The sequence below is a fragment of the Mucilaginibacter sp. UR6-11 genome (assembly GCF_020880695.1).
Classification (GTDB): Bacteria; Bacteroidota; Bacteroidia; order Sphingobacteriales; family Sphingobacteriaceae; genus Mucilaginibacter.
In genome coordinates this window covers 234,339-259,206 of sequence record NZ_JAJIWO010000005.1, presented here as the reverse complement: position 1 = coordinate 259,206, position 24,868 = coordinate 234,339, and the positions used below count along the sequence as shown (strand labels likewise).

Annotated in this window: 24 protein-coding genes; 15 read left to right on the top strand and 9 right to left on the bottom strand. The window is 40.9% G+C overall.

What is annotated here, in order from left to right; all coding sequences use genetic code 11:
- Positions 1–59: 59 nt before the first annotated feature.
- From argG to LJ658_RS13660, 5 genes are all read left to right on the top strand, one after another.
- On the top strand, positions 60–1,256 hold the full coding sequence (gene argG, locus LJ658_RS13680) for an argininosuccinate synthase (RefSeq protein ID WP_230547085.1): 1,197 nt from the start codon (positions 60–62) through the stop codon (positions 1,254–1,256).
- Positions 1,256–1,606: a cupin domain-containing protein gene (locus LJ658_RS13675; protein WP_230547084.1), complete on the top strand. Its 351-nt coding sequence runs from the start codon at positions 1,256–1,258 to the stop codon at positions 1,604–1,606. The genes argG and LJ658_RS13675 overlap by 1 nt, the downstream gene beginning before the upstream one ends.
- Positions 1,584–2,582, top strand: a complete 999-nt coding sequence (gene argC, locus LJ658_RS13670) for an N-acetyl-gamma-glutamyl-phosphate reductase (protein ID WP_230547083.1) — start codon at positions 1,584–1,586, stop codon at positions 2,580–2,582. Before LJ658_RS13675 ends, argC begins: the two co-directional genes overlap by 23 nt.
- Before the next feature lie 56 nt (positions 2,583–2,638).
- Positions 2,639–3,772, top strand: a complete 1,134-nt coding sequence (locus tag LJ658_RS13665) for an aspartate aminotransferase family protein (protein ID WP_230547082.1) — start codon at positions 2,639–2,641, stop codon at positions 3,770–3,772.
- Between the two features lie 104 nt (positions 3,773–3,876).
- Positions 3,877–4,824, top strand: coding sequence for an acetylornithine carbamoyltransferase (locus LJ658_RS13660; RefSeq protein ID WP_230547081.1), 948 nt, complete (start codon positions 3,877–3,879; stop codon positions 4,822–4,824).
- Positions 4,825–4,937: 113 nt separating this feature from the next.
- Here the strand turns inward: LJ658_RS13660 and LJ658_RS13655 are convergent, their stop codons facing one another.
- Positions 4,938–6,185 (bottom strand): sodium:proton antiporter, encoded by a 1,248-nt coding sequence (locus LJ658_RS13655; RefSeq protein ID WP_230547080.1) that lies wholly within the window; start codon positions 6,183–6,185, stop codon positions 4,938–4,940.
- 24 nt (positions 6,186–6,209) lie between these two features.
- Entirely contained in the window at positions 6,210–7,505 is a 1,296-nt protein-coding gene (locus LJ658_RS13650) for an NAD(P)/FAD-dependent oxidoreductase (protein WP_230547079.1), read from the bottom strand.
- A gap of 97 nt (positions 7,506–7,602) precedes the next feature.
- On the opposite strand from LJ658_RS13650, the gene LJ658_RS13645 reads away from it, so the two are divergent.
- Entirely contained in the window at positions 7,603–8,565 is a 963-nt protein-coding gene (locus tag LJ658_RS13645) for an alpha/beta fold hydrolase (protein ID WP_230547078.1), read from the top strand.
- A 65-nt stretch (positions 8,566–8,630) separates the two neighbouring features.
- Here the strand turns inward: LJ658_RS13645 and LJ658_RS13640 are convergent, their stop codons facing one another.
- Positions 8,631–10,115, bottom strand: a complete 1,485-nt coding sequence (locus LJ658_RS13640; RefSeq protein WP_230547077.1) for a M56 family metallopeptidase — start codon at positions 10,113–10,115, stop codon at positions 8,631–8,633.
- A 2-nt stretch (positions 10,116–10,117) separates the two neighbouring features.
- Positions 10,118–10,480 carry a BlaI/MecI/CopY family transcriptional regulator gene (locus tag LJ658_RS13635; RefSeq protein WP_230547076.1) on the bottom strand — a complete coding sequence of 121 codons (363 nt, stop codon included), beginning with the start codon at positions 10,478–10,480 and terminating at the stop codon, positions 10,118–10,120.
- Positions 10,481–10,636: 156 nt separating this feature from the next.
- Between LJ658_RS13635 and argB the strand changes: the two genes are divergently transcribed.
- Together argB and proC are read left to right on the top strand one after the other, a co-directional pair.
- Positions 10,637–11,434 carry an acetylglutamate kinase gene (gene argB / locus LJ658_RS13630; protein WP_230547075.1) on the top strand — a complete coding sequence of 266 codons (798 nt, stop codon included), beginning with the start codon at positions 10,637–10,639 and terminating at the stop codon, positions 11,432–11,434.
- Positions 11,431–12,249 (top strand): pyrroline-5-carboxylate reductase, encoded by an 819-nt coding sequence (proC, locus tag LJ658_RS13625; protein ID WP_230547074.1) that lies wholly within the window; start codon positions 11,431–11,433, stop codon positions 12,247–12,249. The genes argB and proC overlap by 4 nt, the downstream gene beginning before the upstream one ends.
- A gap of 2 nt (positions 12,250–12,251) precedes the next feature.
- On the opposite strand, the gene LJ658_RS13620 is transcribed toward proC, so the two are convergent.
- Together LJ658_RS13620 and gpmA are read right to left on the bottom strand one after the other, a co-directional pair.
- A complete protein-coding gene (locus LJ658_RS13620) occupies positions 12,252–12,692 on the bottom strand; it encodes a nuclear transport factor 2 family protein (RefSeq protein ID WP_230547073.1) in 441 nt (146 codons plus the stop codon).
- A 96-nt stretch (positions 12,693–12,788) separates the two neighbouring features.
- Entirely contained in the window at positions 12,789–13,475 is a 687-nt protein-coding gene (gpmA, locus tag LJ658_RS13615; protein ID WP_230547072.1) for a 2,3-diphosphoglycerate-dependent phosphoglycerate mutase, read from the bottom strand.
- Between the two features lie 101 nt (positions 13,476–13,576).
- Between gpmA and LJ658_RS13610 the strand changes: the two genes are divergently transcribed.
- On the top strand, positions 13,577–14,161 hold the full coding sequence (locus LJ658_RS13610) for an acetate uptake transporter (RefSeq protein ID WP_230547071.1): 585 nt from the start codon (positions 13,577–13,579) through the stop codon (positions 14,159–14,161).
- 9 nt (positions 14,162–14,170) lie between these two features.
- Positions 14,171–14,551 (top strand): SRPBCC domain-containing protein, encoded by a 381-nt coding sequence (locus LJ658_RS13605; RefSeq protein ID WP_230547070.1) that lies wholly within the window; start codon positions 14,171–14,173, stop codon positions 14,549–14,551.
- A 72-nt stretch (positions 14,552–14,623) separates the two neighbouring features.
- Here the strand turns inward: LJ658_RS13605 and LJ658_RS13600 are convergent, their stop codons facing one another.
- A complete protein-coding gene (locus LJ658_RS13600; RefSeq protein ID WP_230547069.1) occupies positions 14,624–15,793 on the bottom strand; it encodes a hypothetical protein in 1,170 nt (389 codons plus the stop codon).
- Between the two features lie 20 nt (positions 15,794–15,813).
- Positions 15,814–18,441 (bottom strand): TonB-dependent receptor, encoded by a 2,628-nt coding sequence (locus tag LJ658_RS13595; RefSeq protein WP_230547068.1) that lies wholly within the window; start codon positions 18,439–18,441, stop codon positions 15,814–15,816.
- A 343-nt stretch (positions 18,442–18,784) separates the two neighbouring features.
- On the opposite strand from LJ658_RS13595, the gene lpdA reads away from it, so the two are divergent.
- The 5 genes from lpdA (at position 18,785) to LJ658_RS13570 (ending at position 24,009) form a co-directional block, all read left to right on the top strand.
- Positions 18,785–20,173, top strand: coding sequence for a dihydrolipoyl dehydrogenase (gene lpdA / locus LJ658_RS13590; RefSeq protein ID WP_230547067.1), 1,389 nt, complete (start codon positions 18,785–18,787; stop codon positions 20,171–20,173).
- 111 nt (positions 20,174–20,284) lie between these two features.
- A complete protein-coding gene (locus tag LJ658_RS13585) occupies positions 20,285–21,124 on the top strand; it encodes an MBL fold metallo-hydrolase (protein WP_230547066.1) in 840 nt (279 codons plus the stop codon).
- Between the two features lie 139 nt (positions 21,125–21,263).
- A complete protein-coding gene (locus LJ658_RS13580) occupies positions 21,264–22,124 on the top strand; it encodes an RNA polymerase sigma factor RpoD/SigA (protein ID WP_144250350.1) in 861 nt (286 codons plus the stop codon).
- 426 nt (positions 22,125–22,550) lie between these two features.
- A complete protein-coding gene (locus LJ658_RS13575) occupies positions 22,551–23,216 on the top strand; it encodes an ATP-binding cassette domain-containing protein (RefSeq protein WP_230547065.1) in 666 nt (221 codons plus the stop codon).
- Positions 23,217–23,223: 7 nt separating this feature from the next.
- On the top strand, positions 23,224–24,009 hold the full coding sequence (locus tag LJ658_RS13570; protein ID WP_230547064.1) for a PhzF family phenazine biosynthesis protein: 786 nt from the start codon (positions 23,224–23,226) through the stop codon (positions 24,007–24,009).
- A gap of 15 nt (positions 24,010–24,024) precedes the next feature.
- Here LJ658_RS13570 and LJ658_RS13565 read toward each other — a convergent pair whose 3' ends face one another.
- Entirely contained in the window at positions 24,025–24,663 is a 639-nt protein-coding gene (locus LJ658_RS13565; RefSeq protein WP_230547063.1) for an NAD(P)-dependent oxidoreductase, read from the bottom strand.
- Positions 24,664–24,868 lie beyond the last annotated feature (205 nt).

Sequence of the window (24,868 nt, the reverse complement as noted above, 5' to 3'; positions counted from 1 at the left end):
TGCGTCTTTTAGCAATATAATTCAGGCCCGGTATTCCGGGTCTTTACATCAAAACAACAATGGAAAAGAAAAAAGTAGTTTTAGCATATAGCGGAGGTTTAGACACCTCATTTTGCTGCATTTATTTAACCCGCGATTTGGGTTATGAAGTACATTCGGTTATTGTAAATACCGGTGGCTTTAGTGCAGAGGAACTAAATAACGTTGAGAAACGCGCTTACGAAATGGGCGTGACCTCACACCATGTTGTTGACGAAACCGAAAACTTTTACAATACCTGCGTACGCTATTTAATATACGGTAACGTATTGAAAAATAACACCTATCCATTATCTGTAAGTGCCGAACGGGTTAGCCAGGCTACTGCTATTGCCAACTACGCCAAAGAAATTGGTGCCGAATATGTTGCCCATGGTAGCACAGGTGCCGGTAATGACCAGGTTAGGTTTGATATGATCTTTAATATCCTGATTCCGGAGGTTGGTATCATTACCCCTATCCGCGATTTGAAGTTGAGCCGCGAGGCGGAAATTGAATATCTAAAGAAACATGGTGTTGATATGAACTTTGAAAAAGCAAAGTATTCTATCAACAAAGGTATCTGGGGAACATCAGTTGGTGGTAAAGAAACTTTGACTTCTAATTTAGGTTTACCTGAAGAGGCATGGCCTACGCAGGTAACGGAAACTGGTGTAAGGGACATTGAACTGACCTTTGAAAAAGGTGAACTGGTTGGTATTGACGGAAAGAAATATGATCATCCAACCGAAGCGATACAAGCATTGCAAGCCATTGCACAGCCTTATGGTATTGGCCGTGATATCCACGTTGGTGATACCATTATAGGTATTAAAGGCCGTGTAGGCTTTGAAGCGGCGGCGCCGATGATCATTATCAAGGCGCACCATACTTTAGAGAAACATACCTTAACCAAATGGCAGTTAACCTGGAAAGATCAGCTTTCTATGTTTTACGGTAACTGGCTGCACGAAGGTCAGTTCCATGATCCGATTATGCGCAACATGGAAGCTTTTTTAACTGATACGCAGAAAAATGTAAGCGGTAAAGTATTTGTACAGTTAAATCCCTATCGTTTCCAGGTGGTTGGTATTGAGTCTGACCATGACCTGATGTCGAACAAATTTGGCAGCTATGGCGAAATGAATAATTCATGGAGCGGCGAGGATGTTAAAGGGTTCTCCAAAATTTTTGGTAACCAGGTAATGATCTATCATAAAGTTAACAGCGAAGGATAATGAACACGGTATTTTCAAAAGGCGAATGTTTAGAACATTATACCTGGGGTGATGATTGCCACGGGTGGACTTTTGTTGATACCGACGCCTTATCTGTTAAACAAGAATTAATGCCGCCTGATACAGCCGAAAAACTTCATTATCATGAATTTGCTACCCAGTTCTTTTTTATCTTAAAAGGACGGGCGAAGTTTACCATTGATAACGAAGTTACAGAGCTAAGGGAACAGCAGGCTATCCAGATCAATCCCAATCAAAAGCATTTTATAGCCAACCTGCAAAACACCGACCTGGAGTTTATTTTATATTCTTATCCATCTACAAAAAATGACAGAGTTGAAATCAAATAAGATAAAAGCCGGAATAATAGGCGGTGCGGGCTATACTGGCGGCGAAATGCTGCGGATATTGGTAAATCACCCCGATGTTGACATTGCGTTTGTACATAGCAACAGCAATGCCGGTAATTTTATTTATGAAGTGCATACCGATTTATTTGGCGACACTGATCTGAAGTTCACAGGCGAGCTCTCAACAGATATTGATGTGCTGTTTTTATGTGTTGGACATGGTGATGCCAGGAAGTTCCTGGAATCCAACCCTATTCCTGATCACATAAAGATCATTGATCTAAGCCAGGATTTCAGGTTAGGTCAAAATTCACAACTTGAAAATAAAAAATTTATATATGGCCTGCCTGAATTAAATAGGGATGCTATTAAATCGGCACAAAATATTGCTAATCCCGGTTGTTTTGCCACTTGCTTACAATTAGGTCTGCTGCCATTGGCGGCCAAAGGTTTGCTAAACAGCGAGGTTCATATTTCTGCCACAACCGGTTCAACCGGTGCTGGACAAAAACCATCTGCAACAACACACTTTACCTGGCGTAATGACAATCTTTCTGTTTATAAAGTATTTGATCATCAGCATTTAAATGAGATTGGCGAATCATTAAAACAGTTACAACCTGCTTTTAATCAGGCTGTAAATTTCATTCCACACAGAGGTGATTTTACCAGAGGGATATTTGCTTCGATTTATTTGGGTAGTGAACTATCCGAAGAAGAGGCTTTAAAAATTTATGAAGATTACTATGCCGGCCATCCTTTTACCCACGTAACAAGCCGGAACATAGATCTTAAACAGGTAATAAACACCAATAAAGTATTTTTGCAAGTTAAAAAATATGGCAATAAGATATTTATTATCAGCATGTTAGATAATTTGCTTAAAGGTGCCTCAGGTCAGGCGGTTCAAAACATGAACCTGTTGTTTGGCTTTGATGAGCGCGCAGGCTTACGACTTAAGGCGACCGGTTTTTAACCGACAGCCACCTCGCACATCCTGTAACAATTAAGTATCAATTTAAAACTAACACAATGAAATTATTTGACGTATACCCTATCAATCATATCAATATCGTAAAAGGCGTTGGTAGCTATGTTTATGACGACAAAGGCCAGGAATACCTTGATCTGTATGGCGGCCATGCCGTTATATCTATCGGGCATACCCACCCCCATTATGTAAAAAGGTTGGAAGACCAGCTGCATAAAATCGGCTTTTATTCTAACTCTATCGAAATTCCTATCCAACAGCAATTAGCTGAAAAATTGGGCCATGTATCAGGTAAAGAAAATTACCAGTTATTTTTAATCAATTCAGGCGCTGAAGCTGACGAAAACGCGCTTAAACTGGCGTCTTTTTATAACGGGCGAAAAAAGGTTGTCGCTTTTACCGGCGCTTTTCATGGCCGTACATCATTGGCAGTTGCCGTAACCGATAATCCCAAGATCGTCGCTCCTGTTAACGAAACGGAGGGTGTCATCAGATTACCCTGGGCAGACGAAGCCGCTTTAGAAAAAGTCTTTGCAGAACAGGGTAACGAAATATCATCGGTAATTATTGAAGGTATTCAGGGCGTCGGTGGTATACAGGTTGCGCCGGAGAGCTTCCTGCAAAAAATAAGGTCACTTTGCGACCAGTATAACGCTGTATTTATTGCCGACTCGGTACAATGCGGCTACGGACGCACTGGCAAATTTTACTCGCATGACTTTGCCGGCGTTGATGCCGATATTTATACCATGGCTAAAGGTATGGGTAATGGCTTCCCTGTTGGCGCTATCAGTATAGCGCCAAAAATACAGCCTGCGTATGGAATGTTGGGTACAACATTTGGCGGTAACCATTTGGCTTGCGCTGCTGCATTGGCGGTTTTAGAAGTCATGGAGCAGGACAACCTGATGCAAAACGCAGCCGACATTGGCGGTTATTTAATCGATGAGCTTAAAAAATTCAAACAGGTTAGCGAAGTGCGTGGCCGGGGCTTGATGATCGGTATTGATCTGCCTGCCGAATATGCCAATGCTAAAAAAGACTTATTATTTAAACATCATATCTTTACCGGCGAAGCCAAACCAAACGTGATCAGGTTGTTGCCGGCGCTTAACTTAACTAAAGCACATGCTGATAGATTTTTGGAGGCATTTACAACTGTACTTAATAAATAAATGTCATTTCGAACGAGGAGAAATCTTATACAAGCGACCTGCCGTTAATACATAACCTATAAGATTTCTCACTACGTTTCGAAATGACAAGCAAATTTGATAAAATGAAACTATTCTCTTCCGTTAACGACGTAACCGATATAAAAGCACTTGTTGCTGAAGCTTTGGCTTTGAAAAAAGACCCATATGCACATCAGCAACTGGGAAAAAACAAAACCTTAGGTCTTGTTTTCCTAAACCCGAGCTTACGTACCCGCATGAGTACCCAAAAGGCTGCGTTTAACCTGGGCATGAACGTAATGGTGCTTAATGTGGATAAGGAGGGCTGGGCATTAGAGCTTCGCGATAACGTTGTAATGAACGGCACCACTGTCGAACATATCCGCGAAGCTGCGGCTGTTATGGGGCAGTATGTCGATATTATAGGCGTTCGTTCTTTCCCGGGATTAAAAAACCGTGAAGAAGATTATACGGAGGTGGTGTTTAACAAGTTTGTTGAATTTTGCGGCGTACCATTGGTAAGCTTAGAATCGGCCACCCGCCACCCTTTACAAAGCCTGGCGGATTTAATCTCTATAGAAGAATTAAAAACAAAGGTGCGCCCTAAGGTGGTTTTAACCTGGGCGCCGCATATCAAGCCGTTGCCACAGGCGGTTCCAAACTCGTTTGCCGAATGGATGTGCAAAGCTGATGTTGATTTTACTATTACCCACCCGGCCGGGTATGAACTAAGTACAGATTTTACCAGGGGCGCAACTATTACCACCAATCAGGCTGACGCTTTGGCTGGTGCCGATTTTATCTACGTTAAAAACTGGTCGGCTTATGAACCTTACGGACAGGTTTTCCCGGGCAATGAAGAGTGGATGTTAACCAACCAGAAACTAAAGATCACCAACAATGCTAAAATAATGCACTGCCTGCCGGTACGCCGCAATTTAGAGCTCTCTGCTGAGGTATTGGACGGACCAAACGCTATCGTGGTACATGAAGCGGGTAATCGTGTATGGGCGGCGCAGGTGGTATTAAAACAGATGCTGGAAGCTTTGTAGGTGATCCCGGTTTAAAACCGAAAAAGAAAGAGAAAATATCATCGCCGCACTGAACAATAAACCAGATTCGGCCGAAAGAGCGATTGCCGTCTATATGGCGAAGTTAAAGTAGTTTATTTCCCTTCAGTCGGGATGAAAGCATTAATGACCTTGTTTAAGGTTAGCCCCTGCACAACCACAGAAAAAATTACGATAAAATAACTGCCGGCCAATATAATATGCCGGTAAGGGCTGTAGGGCAATGACAGCGCCAGGGCTATTGAAATCCCTCCGCGTAAACCCGCCCAGGTTAAAATGTTGATGTTCTTTAAATTGCTGGTTACTATCTTTTTGAAAAACACCAGCGGTATCATAATACTAAACCATCGCGACAGCAAAATCACAATTATACCCAGCCCCCCTATCAGCCAATAATTATTCAGGTATGGCAGGTTGATCATTTGCAGGCCTATCATCACAAATAAAATAGTGTTGAGCATCTCATCTATTAGTTGCCAGAATTTTTCGAGCGCTTGGTGCGAATGCTCGGTGCTGTCTATATTTATACTTCGGTTGCCGGCAAATAATCCGGCTGTTACAACTGCCAGCGGAATAGAGAAGTGCATAAAGGTTGCCGCTACCGATATGCTCATCACCAGGGCCACAGACACCAGTACAATGGTCTGGAAGTCGGTTATGGTTTTCATTAAGCGGAAAGCGATAAAGCCAAAAACTATTCCTAAAACAATCCCGCCAAAAACTTCGCGTACAAATAAAAGTGCGGTCTTTGCAAAGTCCAGTTTATCACCTCCCGACTCGGTAAACTCCAGTATCGTTACAAACAATACCAGCCCTATACCATCATTTAATAAAGATTCGCCCGAAATTATAGTCTCCAGGTTCACCGGCAATCTTGAATTTTTAATGATGGCGCCAACCGCAACCGGGTCTGTAGGAGATATTAGTGCGCCAAACAGGAAACAGTACACCAGCGGGATATGTATATGAAACAAAATAGTTATCCCGTAAAACAAGCCGCCAAATATAGCAGTAGACAGGATCACACCTATCGTACTTAATACAAATACCGGGCGCATCTCTTTTTTTAACCGCTTGGTATTTAAAGAGAAGGAGCCTGAAAATAACAGGAAACCCAGCATGATATTTAATACCGTGCGCGAAAAGTTGATATTCTTTGCTAAAACAGTTAGATAACGGGCTATGCTTGGGTTTAAAGAATCAACCACAATCGTTATGATTGATATTGCAATAGCAATGGTTACAATGCCGATAGTACCCGGCAATTTTATAAAACGCGCGTTTATATACGAGTAAAATGCGCTTAAAACAACCAGCAAAGCAATGATAACAAACAGATCCATTGGGGTTAATATAACTTTATTATTTTACTTTTCGGGTTCTACCGTTCGGGTGCTACGGTTAAAGCTGCGTATGATAAGGCGGTTATCGCTGTTTTTGGTGAAATAGTTTATCATCCAGGTTAAGATAACCGAAGTTTTATTTGAAAAACCGGCCAGCGAGATTAAGTGTACGAATCCCCACAGTAACCAGGCGAAAAATCCCTGGAAATGAACTTTTCCCAGATCTGCGACTGCTTTGTTGCGGCCGATTGTAGCCAGGGTACCTTTATCTTTATACTTAAATGGTTCAGTTGGTTCTGATTTAATAATATGCACCAGGTTTTTTGCCAGCCACGCGCCCTGCTGTATAGCTGTCGGCGCTACGCCAGGATGGCCATTTGGGAATTCCTCGCTGATGATTACAGAGACATCGCCAATTGCAAAAATATTATCGTAACCCTTAACCCTGTTGATCTCATCAGTTTGCAAACGTGACCCACGGGTTACCGAAGCTTTAGCCATGCCATCGGGCACCTCACCCATTACCCCCGCCGCCCAAAACACGTTACGGGTTTTTATCATCATGCCATCATCTATCTTCAGTGTTAAGCCGTCGTAGCTTTCGACGTGTACGCTATTATAAATATTTACGTCGTTGGCAGCAAGAAACTGTTTTGCCTTTTTTGATGCACCATCTGACATCGCTGCCAGTAGCCGGTCCTTCCCTTCTACCAGGTAAACCTTCATGTCATGCTTGCTGAGTCCGTGGTAATCTTTTTCCAATATCAAATGCCGCATTTCGGCCAGTGCGCCTGCCAGTTCAACACCGGTAGGTCCGCCGCCAACCACTACAAAGGTCATTAAGGCATCTTTCTCACCTCTATCTTTTGTTACGATAGCTTTCTCTAAATGCTGCAATGTAAGGCCGCGCAAATTCAAAGCTTCGGGCACGTTTTTCATGGGCATGACACAGCTTTCGAGGTCTTTATTGCCAAAGAAATTTGTATTTGAACCGGTTGCAATAGCCAGGTAGTCGTAACTGATATCTCCTATATCAGTTTTAACCGTATTGATTTCAGGGCAGATAGTTTCAACATGCGCCAGATTAAATCTAAAGTTATCCTGGTAAGTAAATATCCTGCGGATGGGAAACGCGATTGAATCAGCGGGGATCGCCCCCATCGCAACCTGGTAAAGTAATGGCTGGAAAGTGTGATAATTGTGCTTATCCAACATCAACACATCAACCGGCGCTTTTTTTAATTTTTTAGCCAACTGTAACCCGGCAAACCCGCCACCTACAATTACCACTCGCGGCCTTTTATTATTTTGCTGATCCATGTATGTTTGCTGTGATAAATTTTAGTGTTTAGCGTTAAATTTTAAATGCTAAAATATGTAAAGTCTGTTTATTAATTTTAGCTACAACAAAACTTAAATGAAAAAGCTTTTTCTTTTTGCAACTATATTCTTTTGCGCCGCCATTGCCGGTGCCCAGGTTAAACCTGTTGACAGCTGGACAGATGGCAAGTACCTCAACATTAATGGTGCCAAACTATGGGTGGTAACCGTTGGCGAGGGCGATCCGATAATATTCATTCCCGGCGGGCCGGGCGGAACTCATCTAGGCCTCCGCAGTTTTGATCCGCTGGCTGATAACCACCACCGGTTAATATATTTCGATGCCTTCGGCCGAGGGAAGTCTGATACGGCCAGGAATGTTGCTGAATACACGCTCGAACGCGACATTGAAGATATTGAAGGTTTACGCAAAGCGTTAAAACTGGACAAAATATCATTGCTTGGCCATTCGTACGGCGGTGTTGTGGCGCAGGGCTATGCTATAAAATATCCAGCACATTTAAGCCATTTAATCCTGGCGGATACCTTCCATAGCTTTGTGATGTGGCAGGAAAACGACGATAATTCAAACCATGAAATTAAAACCAACTATCCCGAAATTTGGGACGAGTTAACGAAAATACGCGACCAGGGAGCCATATCAAGTGATGCCAGGCACCAGGAAATTTATGGGCGGGTACCTTATGGATTTTTATATGCCTATAACCCCGATAAGTTTGCCGCGCGGAGTAACCGCAAACCCTATCCCAACCCTAACAATACCAAATTATATTACCAAATGGTTGGAAAGGATGGCGATTTTATTGTAGGCAGCGACATTGGCACCTTTGATTATCGTAAACAGCTTAAAGATTTAAAGATGCCCGTATTAATTGTAACCGGCAGATATGATCGCGTCGCCGTACCGTGGATGGCCGTAAAATTTAAAGACTATTGCCCGCAGGCACAGTTTGTAATGTTTGAAAAATCAGGTCATAATCCACAGGTTGAAGAACCTGAAAAGGAGTTTAAGATTATTAATGATTTTTTAGCCAGATAAATCAACACCTGATCGCTTTGGGGCGACCAGGTGCCGATAATGATTGTATTAAGTTTTAAGTAATATTATTTGGTTTTAAAGCTAAAAGGCATAGCGTAGTTGCCAACCGGCATCTTGCCCCGCTTTACATCGCCCGATCCTGCAAATTTTAATGTTGCAGCTTTTTCGGGAGATATATTTTTAAGCGCTTCTTCATCATAAAATTCACCGTCGATAAAAGCCGCTGCTTTATCGTCGACCCCAAGGTTTGCAGAACCGGATTCACCCGGTAGTTGAAAATGGATTTGGTCGAATTTTTTACCGTCAGCATCCACAATATGTGTTCTGGTAAAAAATCGATCCCCTTTAATACTGACAATCCTTATACCGGCTTGTGCTCCATCATCTATCCTTATATCAGGGGTTTGTTGTGCACTAACAATTTTTAATACTTTTTTATTAGTATCATCTATCAGCGTAATTTCAGGCTCGCCGGTTGATCTATTGTTATGCCCGTTGGATACGTTATCAATACTTAGCTGTAGTTTTTTTCGTTCGGTATCGGCAACAGCCTTTGTTTGTTTTGTCGGAATATCAGAAATTAAAGCCTTTTGACTGACAATCGCAATACCCGGGGCCTGGCGTACCTGCTGCTGGTGACGGCTTACAGCCTGAAAAACATCTTTCGGTTCAAGGTTGCCGACTGGTTTTCTGATCGTTTTTAAATTGGCAAATGCCAGGCAGCTTATTACTACTAACGGTAGTATAAGTACATAAGTGATTTTTTTCATATTTTTTGTAGGTTGGTTAAATAACATGGTAATGCGTTTTTTTAATGGTATTACGCTAAAGCCGTTGTAAAGCATATTTTGCTTTGCAATTGACAAATGCAATAAGAGGCTGGCATATTTATTTTTGTCGGTAAAACGGCCTATCTCGCTATCAACCTCAAATTCATGGTTGTCTTCAACAGAGCGGGCGTATAAGTATATGAATGGATTAAACCATAATACAATTTGAGCTATTTTAACGATGATCCTATCAACGGAATGTAACCGTTTAATATGCAGCATTTCATGCTCGACAATCTGTTTTATCTGCTCATCGTTCAGTTCTTTATCATTCAGGAAGATATAATTAAGGAATGAGCCATTGTTTAACCTGTCGCCACACAAAATATGTATATTGCCTATCCGGTTGGTGGTTTTGCCTTTAATACCCGCAAAAAATGCCGCCAATATAATTAACATTCTTGCCAATAATAATACCACCGTTAATGCGTATACACATTTCAAAACAATAAGCCAATTCATATTTTCGACCGGTTTAGCTACCACAGCTTGCGATACCACATCGGTGCTGGTCAGATAGGCAGATTGCTGGATAATTGGTACATACTCCTCCCTGACGGTTATCGTTAATAACGGTATAGCAAAACTTAAAATTAATGTAGCCAGCAGATACCATCTGTTGATAGAGAAAAATGTAAACCTGTTTAATATCAAATAATAAAAGCCAAAAAAAATGCCGGTGCAGGCGCTCACCTGAAGCAGATAAACAAAAAAATCCATAACTATTTATTTTTATTGATGATGTCTTTGATCTTGTTAATATCCTCCTCGCTTAGTTGCTCTTCTTTTACCATAAAAGACAGCAAACTCTCAACCGAGTTATCAAAATATCCGGCTATCATTTTCCTGAAAAACGTTTTGCGGTACTCTGGCTTTGATATTACCGGAAAGTATTCATAAGTTTTACCGTAGGCCTTGTAGCCTACATATCCCTTTTTCTCCAGTAAGCGTACAATTGATGATATGGTGTTATAAGGTGGCTTAGGATCGTCAGGCAAAGCATCAATGATGTCTTTTACAAAACATTGTTTAAGCTTCCATAAAATCTGCATCACCCTTTCTTCTGTTTTGGTTAGTTCTTCCATAACTCAAACATATAACTTATTTTTCAGTTATACAACTATTTTATACGTTATATAACTTTTTTAACAGTTATACCGTTTTTAGATTGAAAAATTGTCAAAAGCACAGGTACTTGCCCAATAAATGTTAATTTTGTAGCTAATTATCACATAGTGGGCATGAAATCCTTACATATTATTAAAATCGGTGGAAATGTTATTGATAATTCTGAAAATCTATATCATTTCTTAAACGATTTCACCGCGCTTGACGGATATAAGATACTGGTACATGGCGGCGGTAAGGTAGCAACCCAGCTTTCAGAAACGTTAGGTATTGAGGCTAAGCTGGTTGACGGGCGCCGGATTACTGATATTGAAACCTTGCGTGTAGTCACGATGGTTTATGGCGGCCTGATCAATAAAAACATTGTTGCCCAGTTGCAGCGGTTTGGCACTAACGCCATAGGCTTAACCGGCGCAGACGGCAATTTTATCCGCACAAAAAAACGTCCGGTAAAAACTATTGATTATGGTTTTGTGGGCGATATTGATGAAAAGTCAATAGACAGTAAAGGTATTAGCAGATTAATGGAAGCCGGCTTCACCCCTGTTTTCTGCGCGTTGACGCATGATGGTGACGGCCAGTTATTAAATACCAATGCAGATACTATAGCTTCTGCATTGGCAGTTTCATTATCTGATCTGTTTGAAACTACCTTAATATACTGTTTTGAAAAGAGGGGGGTCTTGATGGATGTAAATGATGATGACTCAATAATAAGAGATATCGACCCGGTTAGATACGAAGAATTAAAAATGAAACAGATAATTCACAGCGGGATGCTGCCCAAGCTTGAAAATGCCTTTACAGCAATAAGCTGTGGTGTTAAAGCAGTGGTAATAGGCCGCTCTGATGATTTAGGTGAGCTTAAAAAAGGCCGGCCATTTGGAACAACACTTAGTAAAACGACATGAATTCGCAACAACATATTGCCATTCTAGGCAGCGGTAACATTGGTTTATCATTGGCAAAAGGCCTGGTAAAATCAGGCATATGCAAACCACAACAAATAACACTAACGCGCCGTAACCTGGAAGCCTTAGAGTGGTATGCTGCACAAGGGTATCAAACCACCAACAATAACACCAAAGCAGCCAAGAAAGCGGATATTGTTATATTGGCTGTATTGCCCCAACAACTTAACAAACTGCTTAACGAAATAAAACCTGCCATTAAATCAGAGAAACAGTTTTTAGTTTCGGTGATATCAGGCGTAAGCTGCGATGACATCCGCCAGCAATTAGAGCTTAATGTACAGGTAATACGCGCTATGCCTAATACAGCCATTGCCATAGGCGACTCTATGACCTGTATTGCCACCGATAACGGCACCGCAAAAAATGTTAACCTGGTAAAATCATTGTTTGATACTGTCGGTGTTACCATACAGATTAATGAAGAACTAATGACGGCAGCCACCGCCCTTTGCGCCTGTGGTATTGCGTTTTTCCTCCGATCGATCAGGGCAGCGTCTCAAGGTGGTACAGAAATTGGGTTCCATGCGCAGGACGCGCTTAAAATGGCGGCACAAACCGCTAAAGGCGCAGCAAACCTACTCCTGCAATTGTCATCACACCCCGAACAGGAAATTGATAAAGTGACATCGCCCAAAGGCTGCACTATTGCCGGGTTAAATGAAATGGAACATAATGGCTTTAGCTCGGCTATGATCAAAGGCATCAAACTATCAGCCGAAAAGGCCGGCGACTTATACAAAGGAGAAAACTAAATTTATCTGGGCTGGTTAGGCAATTTATAACCTTGCCTGGCATATAATTGCCATTTGCCGTTTGTTTTTTTCCAAACCTGTAAAACCCCCAGGGTTATACTGTTTATTTTACCCTTATCATTAGTATCAGCAATAAAGCGGTGCCTCACAATTGCCGTATTCCCGTCAACCGTAATTCGCTGATCTTTAAGGTCAATTTTGGTAAATGCAGCTCTGCCGGTTACCAGGGCATCGATAAATTGTGCCTTGTTTTGTACAAAATCAAATGAATGCCCATAGCTCAACTGATCAGACATCACGTCATTAAGGCTGGCCCTATCGCCCGCTATCATCGCTTTGCGCAGGGCTTCTACCTGGCTGGCCACCGCTTTTTCATCGGAACTTTGAGCAAATGCAGCAAAAGTCAATAAAGAGAAGATCAATAAGAAGGTTAACTTTTTCATTGGCTTAGTCGCAAAAATAATAAGCTAAAGTAGTTTGCCCAAACCATATTACAAACCCGGCAGGTGTTTTACACCGTAACAAATAGGTTACTATCGCTAGAGATAATAGTGCCTTATCCGATTTAAATCGTCATCCAGTTCGTATACCAGTGGTGCTGCGGTTGGTATTTCAAGCTTTGTTACATCTTCATCATTAAGATTATCTATATACTTAATGAGTGCGCGAAGGCTATTACCATGTGCACAGATAATTACTTTCTCATTTTTCCTTATAGCCGGAACGATAAATTCATTCCAAAAAGGTAACGCCCTGTTCATGGTTTCACTTAAATTTTCTGTCAACGGGAGCTCGCGTTCTGTCAGATTCTTATATCTGGGATCAAAGCCGGGATAGCGTTCATCATCCTTAGTAATAGGCGGCGGATCTTCGTTGGGGTCCCGGCGCCATTTTTGCACCTGCATTATGCCATATTTAGCAATAGTTTCCTGCTTGTTTAACCCCTGCAAAGCGCCATAAAAACGTTCATTTAACCGCCATGATTTTTGTACAGGGATCCATAAATGATCGAGTTCTTCCAATACAATATGCAGGGTTTTAATAGATCTTTTTAGCACAGACGTAAATCCGACATCAAAATTATATCCATTCTTTTTTAATAGTTCGCCCGCCTTTTTGGCCTGCTCATAACCTGCCGGAGAAAGGTCAACATCTGTCCAGCCTGTAAATCTATTTTCTTTATTCCAGACACTTTCGCCGTGGCGCATTAATACTAGCTTCTGCATGTTAAAGAGTTAACGTTTAAAGTTATAAATCAGTTTTAATATTTGTAAATGATTATAAATCATTTAAATTGCATTATAAACCAATTAAAAACTAATACTTTATGACAACAATTGCACCCGTTAAGGATGGCATCGCCAATCCTGCGCCACTTGGGCTATGCGCCTTTGGTATGACCACCGTTTTGTTAAACATCCATAATGCTGGTTTCTTTGAAATGAATTCGATGATATTGGCCATGGGCATTTTTTATGGTGGTCTGGCTCAGGTAGTTGCCGGTATAATCGAAGCTAAAAAGAACAACACTTTTGGCTTAACTGCTTTTACATCATATGGTTTTTTCTGGCTGTCACTGGTCGGGCTGATTGTATTGCCTAAATTAGGTTGGGGAGCCGCCCCGGCAGGTAATGCCATGGTTGCTTATTTGGTTATGTGGGGAATATTTACCCTCTTACTGTTTTTTGGCACATTGAGATTGAACCGTGCGCTGCAATTTGTTTTTGGCTCGCTTGTTATATTGTTTGCACTACTGGCGGTTGGCGATGCTACCGAAAATAAAAGTATTACGCATCTGGCCGGCTATGAGGGTATAATATGCGGCGCGTCTGCCATCTATACCGGCATTGCCCAGGTACTTAACGAAGTTTATGGTAAAACTGTATTACCAATTGGCCCCGTAAATGCCTAAATTGCGCAGGTGAAAGATTTTAAGAAATATTATATAATACCGGCTACGCCCGATGAAGTTTTTATAGCGCTAACCAATCCGCTTACGATTGAATTATGGACCGGCGAATCGGCAGAAATGTCAACTATCCCCGATTCTGAATTTTCTATGTGGGACGGTAGTATTATAGGCAGAAATATTGAATTTGAACCCGGCAAAAAGATAGTTCAGCAATGGTATTTTGACGGGCAGCCGGAAGAGTCGATTGTTACTATTAAACTTCATCCTGATAAAGCAGGTACGTCAGTTGAATTAAGACATACCAATATCCCCGATGCTGATTATGACGATTTGGTTGACGGATGGAATGACAGTTATTTTGGCGCGCTTGCAGATTTTTACCAGGGATAATAATTACTAATCTTCTTAAATAAAGAAAGCCACTCAAATTGAGTGGCTTTCTTTATTATTGTTAGCGTTTAATTATTGAACCAATACAAATGTTCCACCTTTAAATTGGAAAGTTTTAGTTACATTAATTGTAGCACCGTTATAAGCTAAATAAGTAATAATAAACTTTTGATCAGCAACAGCAGTTGGAAAATCTTTAGTTAAGATATTTATCAATACAGAATTGATATCAGCTTCTGTCCAGCCAGTTGTAGCTGAAAGCGGAACGCTGATATTAAAATCACCAAATTGAGCAACGTTATCTCTTGCAGTTTGAATGCCTACCGTCATAGTTTTGATAGAAGCATAATCTGTTGCAGTAAGCTTATAGGTTACGGTATTATCAGGAACCCAAACACCATTTGCCTTAGCGAAAACAATTGTAGCCGGTAAAGATGAAGTTGTCCAATTGGTACCATTATAAATAAGTACGGCAACACGTTGAAATGTATTAGGCGCGGTTCCGCCAGCATAATACTTATAACTTACATATTTTATGTCACCTGTTTTAGCAGTAATATAAACAGCAGGATCAGCCTTTAAGAAAGCGTTAAAGTATGTTGGAAGTATTGCTGCGTCAGCAGCCACAAAATCATTGTTATTACCGCCCTTGCCTATTGAAGCGTATTGAGCCGGAGTAATGTGGTATAATTTTGTCCATACACCACCTGTAAATAAGAACGATTGCTGAACCGCAGTAGTGGTAGCTCCCTGATCAAAAAAGTTAAAAGTGATAACCGCTAATTTACCTTCTGTAGCTGCAGGGTACTTAATACCTAACCATGTAATTATTTGGGTGGCGCTAAAGTTAGTAGAAGTTGTAGTGCCACCATTTAATGTATAATCAGCAGGTTGTAAAGTGTAAGCAATATTAGCAAATACAGTGTCTATTGGTTTAATAGTAAGTGGTGCGCTTGCATAAGTTACCGTTACCGATGTTTTGTTTGGATAAGCAGGGAACTTAGAATTCAAAATTACTGGGATATCAGCTTTAGCGGTATCAGTAGTTTTGAAGTAAAGTGCTGTTTTAGCGGCGTGTCCTTTTGGCAATAAAGCATAATCAGATGCTGACAGGGTTAACGCCTGAGGCGCAACTGTAGGGGCAGGTATATCTCCTAACTGCTTATATGTTTTATCCAACGGATTACATGCACTAAATGCTACAACAGCAATTAATGCAACAAAAAGATATATTTTTTTCATGATATTTTTTTTAATATACATTAGAATTTAATTTTTAGCGTGGTCATATATAATCTACCATTGCCATAGTTTACGCCAAGTGCATTTAATCTTGATACACTAGTGCCGTTTGTAGGATTTGGCTCATAAGCTTCTGTTAGATAAGTCGCATTCAATAAATTGTATACGTTACCTATAAATGAAGCGTCAAGGCCTGCAAATTTAAATCTGTAAACCACGTTCAAATCAATAGTTGAATAATTAGGTAGTGTAACAGCCGAAAAAGCATTCGGGTCAAAAGCCGGAGTAACTGCGGTTGCAGCAACCGGAACCATCTTTGACGGATCATAAGAAGCAAAGAAACGGCCGTAGTAGTTAGCGTTAGCACCTAATTTAACCTGAGGTAACACATCGATATCTAAACCAAGAGCAGCAGTAGTTTGCGCATTTGACGCAGCCGAGCTACCAAAATCACCTATTGTTTTTCCTTTTAAAATTAATGAATTAATAGTGGTTACTTTTGCTCCCGGAGCATCGCTGCTGATTATGCCGGAACCTGAGTTAGATGTATAATGATAATCACCTACTGAAAGCATACCGCTTATAGTCACTTCTTTTACCGGACGAAGTTTAGCATCTACCTCAACACCTTGGTGAACTTCATTAATCCCGTTTACATTACCGTATGGAATTGACCCATCTTGATTAGCAACACCTGCAATAGATTTTGCTCTGTCATTGTATTGTGAGCGATACAGGTTAACGTTAGCGGTGAACATAGCGCTTTTGTAACCGTAACCTAATTCATAGCTGAATAATTTTTCAAGTGTTTTAGTATCGTTAACACCTGTTGTTTTTGCGTTAGGGAAAATAGTAGCAATAAGTGGTGATTTTTCAACAACGCCAACGTTAGCGAAAACATTGTTATGAGCGTCGATGTTGTAATTAGCACCGCCTTTCACCTGGAAACCTATGAAATTAACCCAGGCTGATTTGCGTAATGGGTTTGTGTTTAAATAGTCAAAATAATCAGTCTTTCTGTTACTGGTATTGTTACCGCCAACAGTTATGAAACCAGACCAATCATTTTTAACATATTCAGCCTGTGCAAACACACCTTCTGAGAAGATGTCATAACTATAATTTTGATTGATCTTATCGCCAGTTACTGTATTTCTGTTAGGGTTATTTACATCGTTGTTATCAACCCAGTATGATCCGCCCAACAAGTTGTTCAATACATAAAAATTATCTCTGTGATAACCTCTTAAATCAACACCCGCAAGGAAGTTGATGTCTTTTACAGTTTTTTTGAAAGTACTGATCAAACCGTATTGGTAATGGTTATTTTGCGCTTGGTTAATATAAGTTGTTGCAGCACCATTAACGTTAGCTTTATTAGTAGCGACAATAGCATCAAAATCAATTGGCGAATAAAAATCACCTAAACGCGGAGCTGAACCACCCGGAGTAAGACCAGCCTGGCTACCTGCTAAGTAAACAGCGGCACCGGTGCCGTATGAACCATATAACACAGTTGATAATGAAGCAGTCTCGCTGATTTTCCAGTCATGGTTAATAGACAATAGTGGTTTATTATAGCGATTGATTTCAGCGCTATAAGTTTTCCCATACAAATTACCCCAATCAGAGTTGAACCTTTGCTCGCCCTGCGGAGCAGCACGATAAGTGTTAATTGTTTGATAAGTGTAACGCTGACCGTGGCTTTGAGAAGCACCCATGAAGTTAATAGACAACGTTTGATTTTTGCTTAAGATTTTTGAAATGTTAGCAAAGTAGCTATATCCGGTGTAATATAAACCTTCGGCGTTACCATCACCCTGGCTTTTAGATAGTAAAAAAGATGCAGCCCAACCGCTTGGCGTTAAACCTGTAGCATAAGAGAAGCTGGTTTTTGTAGCGCCGTAGCTGCCGATAGATTGTGATATAGTACCACCTTGCTGGCTTTCCAGGCTTTTTGTAGTTATGTTAATTGTACCACCTAGTGAAGGTACAGCTACACGTGAAGCACTTAAACCGCGCTGTACCTGCATTGAAGTAGTAACGTCAGCTAAGCCCGCCCAGTCATTCCAGTAAATTTTACCAGCTTCAGGATCCTGAACAGGTAAACCGTTAATTAACAATGCTAAGTTGTTGCTGTTAAAACCACGTATAGCTATACGTGAATCACCGTAACCACCACCTGCGCGGCTAACAGTAACACCAGGAGTAGCTTTTAACAACTCAGGAAACTCGGCTAAAGCGCCCTTTTCTTCAATGTATTTTGCACCTACAGTTGACGAAGCGATAGGTGTTTGCCTGTCAATTACAAGTGATTGATTTGCGGAAACTACCACCTCGTTCAATGCGCCCGAAACCGGGTCAATTAAAATATCGCCAAGATCGCTGGTAGTTACAGTAATCTCTTTAGTTACGTAACCAATATAACTAATAACTAAAGTGGTACCACTTGATGCGTTAAGTTTAAATGTACCACTAAGTGATGCCGATGTAGCATTTGTTGTGCCTTTTACCCCTACAGTAGCGCCAATAAGCGGCTCTTTGGTCTGTGCGTCAAGCAACTTGCCTCTCACTACCATACCATCCTGCGCAAGCGCAAAACCGGTAGTAAAAAGGCCGATAAATAAAATAAGTAAAAGCTTCCTCATACGTGATTTGTGTTTGAATATATGTTAACTAAAAAATTGCAGGGGCAAATATAAATCATAACATCCTCTTTATTGTTAAGTTAGTGTTAACAATTTTGACTATTTATTGTGTTTTTATCAACATTTTATCGCATATGTAAATAAATGCAAAATAATATTACCCATTTAATATAAAACTCACATCATTTTTAAATTTTTTACCTTTGAGTTAAACTATGGTTTTACTGGGGTATATAGGTTTTATATGATATTTAATGATGCAAATGCCGTATTGCTGTTTTCTGCTTTCAGCCCTTTTACTTAGCTTTGGCTTTCTAAAAATTAAAAGAACAGATCTAAGCATATGAATTACGATGTAATTGTTATAGGGTCTGGCCCGGGCGGCTATGTAGCCGCAATTCGTGCCTCCCAACTTGGTTTAAAAACTGCTATAGTTGAAAAAGAATCATTAGGCGGTATTTGCCTCAACTGGGGCTGTATACCTACTAAAGCTTTATTAAAGAGCGCACAGGTATTTGAATATATCAATCATGCTGCTGATTATGGCATCAAAGTAAATGGTACAGGTGAGGTTGATTTTGAAGGTGTTATTAAAAGAAGCCGCGGCGTTGCCGACGGAATGAGCAAGGGCGTACAATTTTTAATGAAAAAAAATAAAATTGACGTATTAATGGGAATTGGTAAGTTAAAAAGCAAAGGCGTTGTTGAAGTGAAAAACAACGAGGGTGCAAAAGAATTTACTGCGAAACATATTATTTTGGCTACAGGCGGTCGCTCACGCGAGTTACCCAGCCTTAAACAGGATTTCAAGAAGGTTATTGGTTACCGCCAGGCAATGATATTACCAAAAAAACCGGCTTCAATGATCGTGGTCGGATCAGGAGCCATTGGTATTGAATTTGCCTATTTTTATAATTCGATAGGTACCAAAGTTACCGTAGTTGAGTATCTGGACAACATTGTGCCATTAGAAGACGAAGAGATCTCGAAGCAGCTGGGCCGCATCTTAAAAAAACAAGGCATTAATATCATGACCGGCTCAAACGTTGAATCAGTTGACACCAGCGGTGAAGGTTGTAAAGTTACTGTAAAAACCGCTGCGGGCACCGAGGTGCTGGAGGCCGAGATCGTATTATCCGCCGTAGGTATATCAACCAATATCGAAGGTATCGGACTGGAAGAAAATGGGGTAAAAACCGATAAAGGTAAAGTATTGGTTGATGATTTTTACCGTACAAACGTTGAAGGAGTTTACGCTATTGGCGATATCGTTAAGGGCCAGGCGCTTGCGCATGTTGCCTCGGCCGAAGGTATTATCTGCGTTGAAAAAATAGCGGGTTTAAAACCAGAACCTTTGGATTACAACAACATACCCGGATGTACTTATTGCAGCCCGGAAATTGCGTCAGTTGGATATACTGAAAAAGCGGCTAAAGAGGCAGGTTATGAAATTAAAGTCGGTAAATTTCCGTTCTCGGCATCGGGCAAAGCAAGTGCTGCCGGCGCTAAAGATGGTTTTGTTAAAGTAATATTTGATGCTAAATATGGCGAGTTTTTAGGCGCGCATATGCTGGGCTTTAACGTTACCGAGATGATTGCCGAGGTAGTTACCGCGCGTAAACTGGAAGCTACCGGCCATGAAATCATCAAATCTGTACACCCGCACCCAACCATGAGCGAGGCTTTAATGGAAGCTGCTGCTGATGCGTACGGAGAGTGTATACATTTGTAAATCGAGATTTAAAAGTCAATAAAAAAGGGTCGGTAGCTACAAACTACCGGCCCTTTTTTATTGACATCCCACACTATTTTTAATTTTGAATTTTTACTTTTGACCTAACCAATGAAACTTCACACGATAGATACCGGTTTTTTCAAGCTAGATGGCGGTGCCATGTTTGGCGTAGTGCCAAAACTCATCTGGAACAAAACCAACCCCGCCGATGAAAACAACCTGTGTACCTGGGCCATGCGTTGTTTATTAATTGAGGATGGCGACCGCCTGATATTAATCGACACCGGCATCGGCGATAAACAGGATGAAAAATTCTTCAGTCATTATTATTTACATGGCGCGGCCACGATGGATAGTTCGTTAGCCACATTGGGATTTCATAGAGACGATATTACCGACGTATTTCTAACCCATCTGCATTTTGATCACGTTGGCGGTGCAATTGTGCGCCGGGGAGACAAACTGATACCGGCATTTAAAAATGCGACTTATTGGAGCAATGAAAGGCACTGGGACTGGGCCGTTAATCCAAATGAACGCGAAAAAGCATCATTTTTAAAAGAAAATATATTGCCAATACAGGAAAGTGGTCAGCTAAAGTTTGTTGAGGCTCATGATAATGTAAAATTTACCGACCAGATAAGCATAAGGTTTGTATACGGACATACTGAATCTATGATGTTACCGTTAATCAGGTACAAAGGACGACAGATATTATACATGGCCGATCTGTTACCGTCGGTTGGGCATTTACCCCTACCGTATGTAATGGCGTATGATATGTTTCCATTACAAACCTTAACAGAAAAAAAGATTTTTTTAAATGAAGCTGTTGCTAAAAACTACGTATTATTCCTGGAGCATGATCCCGTAAATGAATGTTGCACTTTGCAACAAACAGAAAAAGGTGTACGTTTAAAGGAAACTTTTAAGCTTAGTGCGTTATAAGTACACACCACAAAAACCATGCAATTAATTACTGAAAATGAATAATATATAATCTTTTTTTTATACTAAAATATAGGCAAAACATTTTGTACCTTTGCCCGTTCAATTCTAAAACTAAGAATCGAGGTTTATAAAATAAATGAGACAACTCAAAATAACACAATCCATTACCAATCGTGAGTCACAATCACTTGATAAATATCTTCACGAAATTGGTAAAGTTGACCTAATTACAGCCGAAGAAGAAGTAATTTTAGCCCAAAAAATCAGAGAAGGTGACCAGGCAGCTTTAGAGCGTCTAACCAAAACTAACCTTCGTTTTGTTGTATCCGTAGCCAAACAATATCAAAACCAGGGTTTAACACTTGGCGACCTGATAAATGAAGGAAACTTAGGTTTAATTAAGGCTGCTAAACGTTTTGACGAAACCAAAGGATTTAAGTTCATATCATACGCTGTATGGTGGATCCGTCAATCAATATTACAAGCCATTGCAGAGCAATCACGTATCGTGCGTTTGCCTTTAAACCAGGTAGGTTCATTAAGCAAGATCAGCAAGGCGTTTTCTAAATTGGAGCAAGAGTATGAGCGCGAACCTTCACCGGAAGAGTTAGCTGACATGCTTGAAACTACAGTTGACAAGATCTCTGATACCTTAAGCAACTCGGGCCGTCACGTATCAATGGATGCGCCATTTGTACAGGGCGAAGAAAATACATTATTAGATGTATTGGAAAACTCTGAGCCAAACACAGATTCAATCCTGATCAATGAATCACTTTCAGAAGAGATCAAACGTTCACTTTCGACGCTGACCGAGCGCGAACGCGAGATCATCGTATTGTTCTTTGGATTAGGCACCAATCACCCGCTTTCATTAGAGGAAATTGGCGAGAAATTTAATCTGACCCGCGAACGTGTAAGACAAATCAAAGATAAAGCGTTACAACGGTTACGCCATACCAGCAGAAGTAAGATTCTGAAATCATATTTAGGTTAATCCTTTTAGAAGCCTCCGGTAAACCACTGGAGGCTTTTTTTTTGCCTCTCTCCTGCTTAAACAATAATTAGCATTGTTTCAACAATAATATGGCGTTTAATCTGTTTGATTAACTATCGCAATTACCACTTGAAACGTTTAGGCATTCTCACACTGCAATTTACCAATTGCTATTGCTATACAATGTAGCATTCACGCTTTTAGCTACGTTTATTTTTATTTGGGAGGCAGGTACCCTTAATGCAGAAATTTTCTTTTCGGCTAAAGTATGCGGCTTTTTAGCTGCTATTGGCTTACACTACTATTCGTCCAAACAAACCTATTTTTATTTTCGCAATGCCGGCTACCATGTTATAACATTATTTAGCAGTGCTTTTGCTTTTGATATCTTGATCTGTTCACTGATTATAGCCTTACCATTTTCACATGCAGCCGCTTACTTTAAAAATTGACAGCGTACAACTGGCATTTGATGAACGCAAGATATTGCAGGACGTTTACCTGGAATGCAAACAAGGCGAAGTGATTGGCCTGCTAGGCCGCAATGGCAGTGGTAAATCGTCGTTATTAAAAATAGTTTTTGGTACCCTTACCCCATTTTATAAACACGTAAATATTAACGGTACCGTTATTCAATACGGATATCTTAATAACCGGATAGCTTACTTACCACAACAAAATTATCTGCCGGGCGGAATAAGAATAAACAGGTTAGCATCAATGCTTATAGACGGGCAATATTGGCAGCAGTTTTCAAATCTCAGAATTTATCAGGATCATCAGCATAAATATGCCGAACAGTTGTCCGGAGGTGAATTAAGACAGCTTGAGATGTTAATGATACTTTTTAGCAAAGCTGATTTTATTTTACTGGACGAGCCGTTTACACATATAACACCCGTACAGGCTGACTATTTTAAAAGCATTATACAAACCATTGCAAAAACCAAGGGCATTATAATTACCGACCATCAATATTATGATGTACTGGATATAAGCGACAGAATCATACTTTTAACCAACGGTTGTACAAAACACCTAAAAAACGTTGACGATTTAGTTACTTACAACTACCTTAGTGGTATAAAATAGATACGATATGACCATCCCTATTTATCAGGCCGATGCATTTACCGACCAGCTTTTTGGTGGCAACCCGGCAGCCATTTGTCCGCTTACTGAGTGGTTGCCCGATGAATTGATGCAAAAAATAGCCGTTGAAAATAACCTGGCCGAAACTGCATTTTTTGTTAAAACCGACAATGGTTACGCGTTGCGCTGGTTTACGCCCGAATATGAAATTGACCTGTGCGGCCACGCCACGCTGGCGTCTGCACATATATTATTCACCGAGCTGGGATATACCGGCGATACGATACATTTCGAAACAAAAAAAGCCGGTACTCTTACAGTACAAAGAGACGGTGATAAATACACGATGGATTTCCCGTCGCGACCGCCAATACCTATTGAAGAACCCAACGGATTAGTAGAAGCACTGGGTGGCATAGCGCCAACCGCCATCTTACGATCAAGGGATTTCTTTGTGGTTTATGATTCTGAAAAAGAGATACGCGACATCACTCCTGACTTTTTTGCCTTATCAAAACTGGACACCGTGGGCGTTATTGTAACTGCGCCCGGGAATGACGTTGATTTTGTATCGCGGTTTTTCGCTCCCGGGGCCGGCATTCCCGAAGACCCGGTAACCGGTTCAGCGCATTGTAACCTGATCCCTTACTGGGCCAGGATATTTGAAAAAAACACACTCCACGCCTACCAGATCTCGGCACGTAAAGGCGAGTTATGGTGCGAATTGCGGGGTGACAGGGTGTTAATGACCGGTAAAGCGGTTACTTATTTAAAAGGAGAAATTTTTGTTTAACCGGGTATTAGCCTGTTAATAAGCAACCGTCATCTGCGCCCTGATATGCATGGGATTTTCAATTTCGTCTACAATCGCGATAGCAAAATCTTCCATTGAAATAAAGCTTTTGCCTTGCACATCTGTCAGAAGCTGACCGCCGCCTACGCGGAATTTGCCGGTGCGCTGGCCGGGCGCAATTTCGGCGGCAGGGCTTACATAGGTCCAGTCTAATTCTTTTTCGTTCTGATAAAGCTTTAAAGCATCCCGGTGTGCTAACGCAGTAGTTTTATACTCCACCGGGAAATTTGGTGTATCAACCAATTGCAAACCGTGTGCCACCTCCAGGCTTCCGGCCCCTCCTACTATAAGCAATCTTTTAGTATGCGCTTGTTTTAAGCCTTTAATAAGCGGTATTGGTAACTCGGCTATGGTTGATGCCGGCGCGCCTTTGGTGTTGCTGTAAGCGCAAACAACAGCGTCCTGGTCAAATGCACCGGTTTCCACATCCTGTGCTTTAAACAGGTCGCCTTTGGCTACCTTTAAATGATCGTGTATCAACGTGTAATCTTCGGGATGGCGGACAACCGCCGTTACATCATGCCCGCGATTTAATGCTTCCTGAACTATGCGGCTGCCAATGCGGCCACTTGCTCCAAATACGGCTATTTTCATAAAAGGTAAAAGTTTTAAAGGTAAAAGGCAAAAGGTTATATTTTGTTTGATGGAAAAGATAATTTAACAGCCATTCCAAAACCTTAACCTTTCGTCTTTTTCTTTAACCTGAATGCACAGTCTTTTAACTCAAAAAAATATGGTAAAATCATTTTTTTATGATTATTTTGAACCCTGGAAATTGGACAGGGGCTATTACTATTAA

Coding starts and splice junctions, on each gene's coding strand:
- argG (WP_230547085.1), top strand. CDS start 60: ATGGAAAAGAAAAAAGTAGTTTTAGCATATAGCGGAGGTTTAGACACC.
- LJ658_RS13675 (WP_230547084.1), top strand. CDS start 1,256: ATGAACACGGTATTTTCAAAAGGCGAATGTTTAGAACATTATACCTGG.
- argC (WP_230547083.1), top strand. CDS start 1,584: ATGACAGAGTTGAAATCAAATAAGATAAAAGCCGGAATAATAGGCGGT.
- LJ658_RS13665 (WP_230547082.1), top strand. CDS start 2,639: ATGAAATTATTTGACGTATACCCTATCAATCATATCAATATCGTAAAA.
- LJ658_RS13660 (WP_230547081.1), top strand. CDS start 3,877: ATGAAACTATTCTCTTCCGTTAACGACGTAACCGATATAAAAGCACTT.
- LJ658_RS13655 (WP_230547080.1), bottom strand. CDS start 6,185: ATGGATCTGTTTGTTATCATTGCTTTGCTGGTTGTTTTAAGCGCATTT.
- LJ658_RS13650 (WP_230547079.1), bottom strand. CDS start 7,505: ATGGATCAGCAAAATAATAAAAGGCCGCGAGTGGTAATTGTAGGTGGC.
- LJ658_RS13645 (WP_230547078.1), top strand. CDS start 7,603: ATGAAAAAGCTTTTTCTTTTTGCAACTATATTCTTTTGCGCCGCCATT.
- LJ658_RS13640 (WP_230547077.1), bottom strand. CDS start 10,115: ATGGATTTTTTTGTTTATCTGCTTCAGGTGAGCGCCTGCACCGGCATT.
- LJ658_RS13635 (WP_230547076.1), bottom strand. CDS start 10,480: ATGGAAGAACTAACCAAAACAGAAGAAAGGGTGATGCAGATTTTATGG.
- argB (WP_230547075.1), top strand. CDS start 10,637: ATGAAATCCTTACATATTATTAAAATCGGTGGAAATGTTATTGATAAT.
- proC (WP_230547074.1), top strand. CDS start 11,431: ATGAATTCGCAACAACATATTGCCATTCTAGGCAGCGGTAACATTGGT.
- LJ658_RS13620 (WP_230547073.1), bottom strand. CDS start 12,692: ATGAAAAAGTTAACCTTCTTATTGATCTTCTCTTTATTGACTTTTGCT.
- gpmA (WP_230547072.1), bottom strand. CDS start 13,475: ATGCAGAAGCTAGTATTAATGCGCCACGGCGAAAGTGTCTGGAATAAA.
- LJ658_RS13610 (WP_230547071.1), top strand. CDS start 13,577: ATGACAACAATTGCACCCGTTAAGGATGGCATCGCCAATCCTGCGCCA.
- LJ658_RS13600 (WP_230547069.1), bottom strand. CDS start 15,793: ATGAAAAAAATATATCTTTTTGTTGCATTAATTGCTGTTGTAGCATTT.
- LJ658_RS13595 (WP_230547068.1), bottom strand. CDS start 18,441: ATGAGGAAGCTTTTACTTATTTTATTTATCGGCCTTTTTACTACCGGT.
- lpdA (WP_230547067.1), top strand. CDS start 18,785: ATGAATTACGATGTAATTGTTATAGGGTCTGGCCCGGGCGGCTATGTA.
- LJ658_RS13585 (WP_230547066.1), top strand. CDS start 20,285: ATGAAACTTCACACGATAGATACCGGTTTTTTCAAGCTAGATGGCGGT.
- LJ658_RS13580 (WP_144250350.1), top strand. CDS start 21,264: ATGAGACAACTCAAAATAACACAATCCATTACCAATCGTGAGTCACAA.
- LJ658_RS13575 (WP_230547065.1), top strand. CDS start 22,551: ATGCAGCCGCTTACTTTAAAAATTGACAGCGTACAACTGGCATTTGAT.
- LJ658_RS13570 (WP_230547064.1), top strand. CDS start 23,224: ATGACCATCCCTATTTATCAGGCCGATGCATTTACCGACCAGCTTTTT.
- LJ658_RS13565 (WP_230547063.1), bottom strand. CDS start 24,663: ATGAAAATAGCCGTATTTGGAGCAAGTGGCCGCATTGGCAGCCGCATA.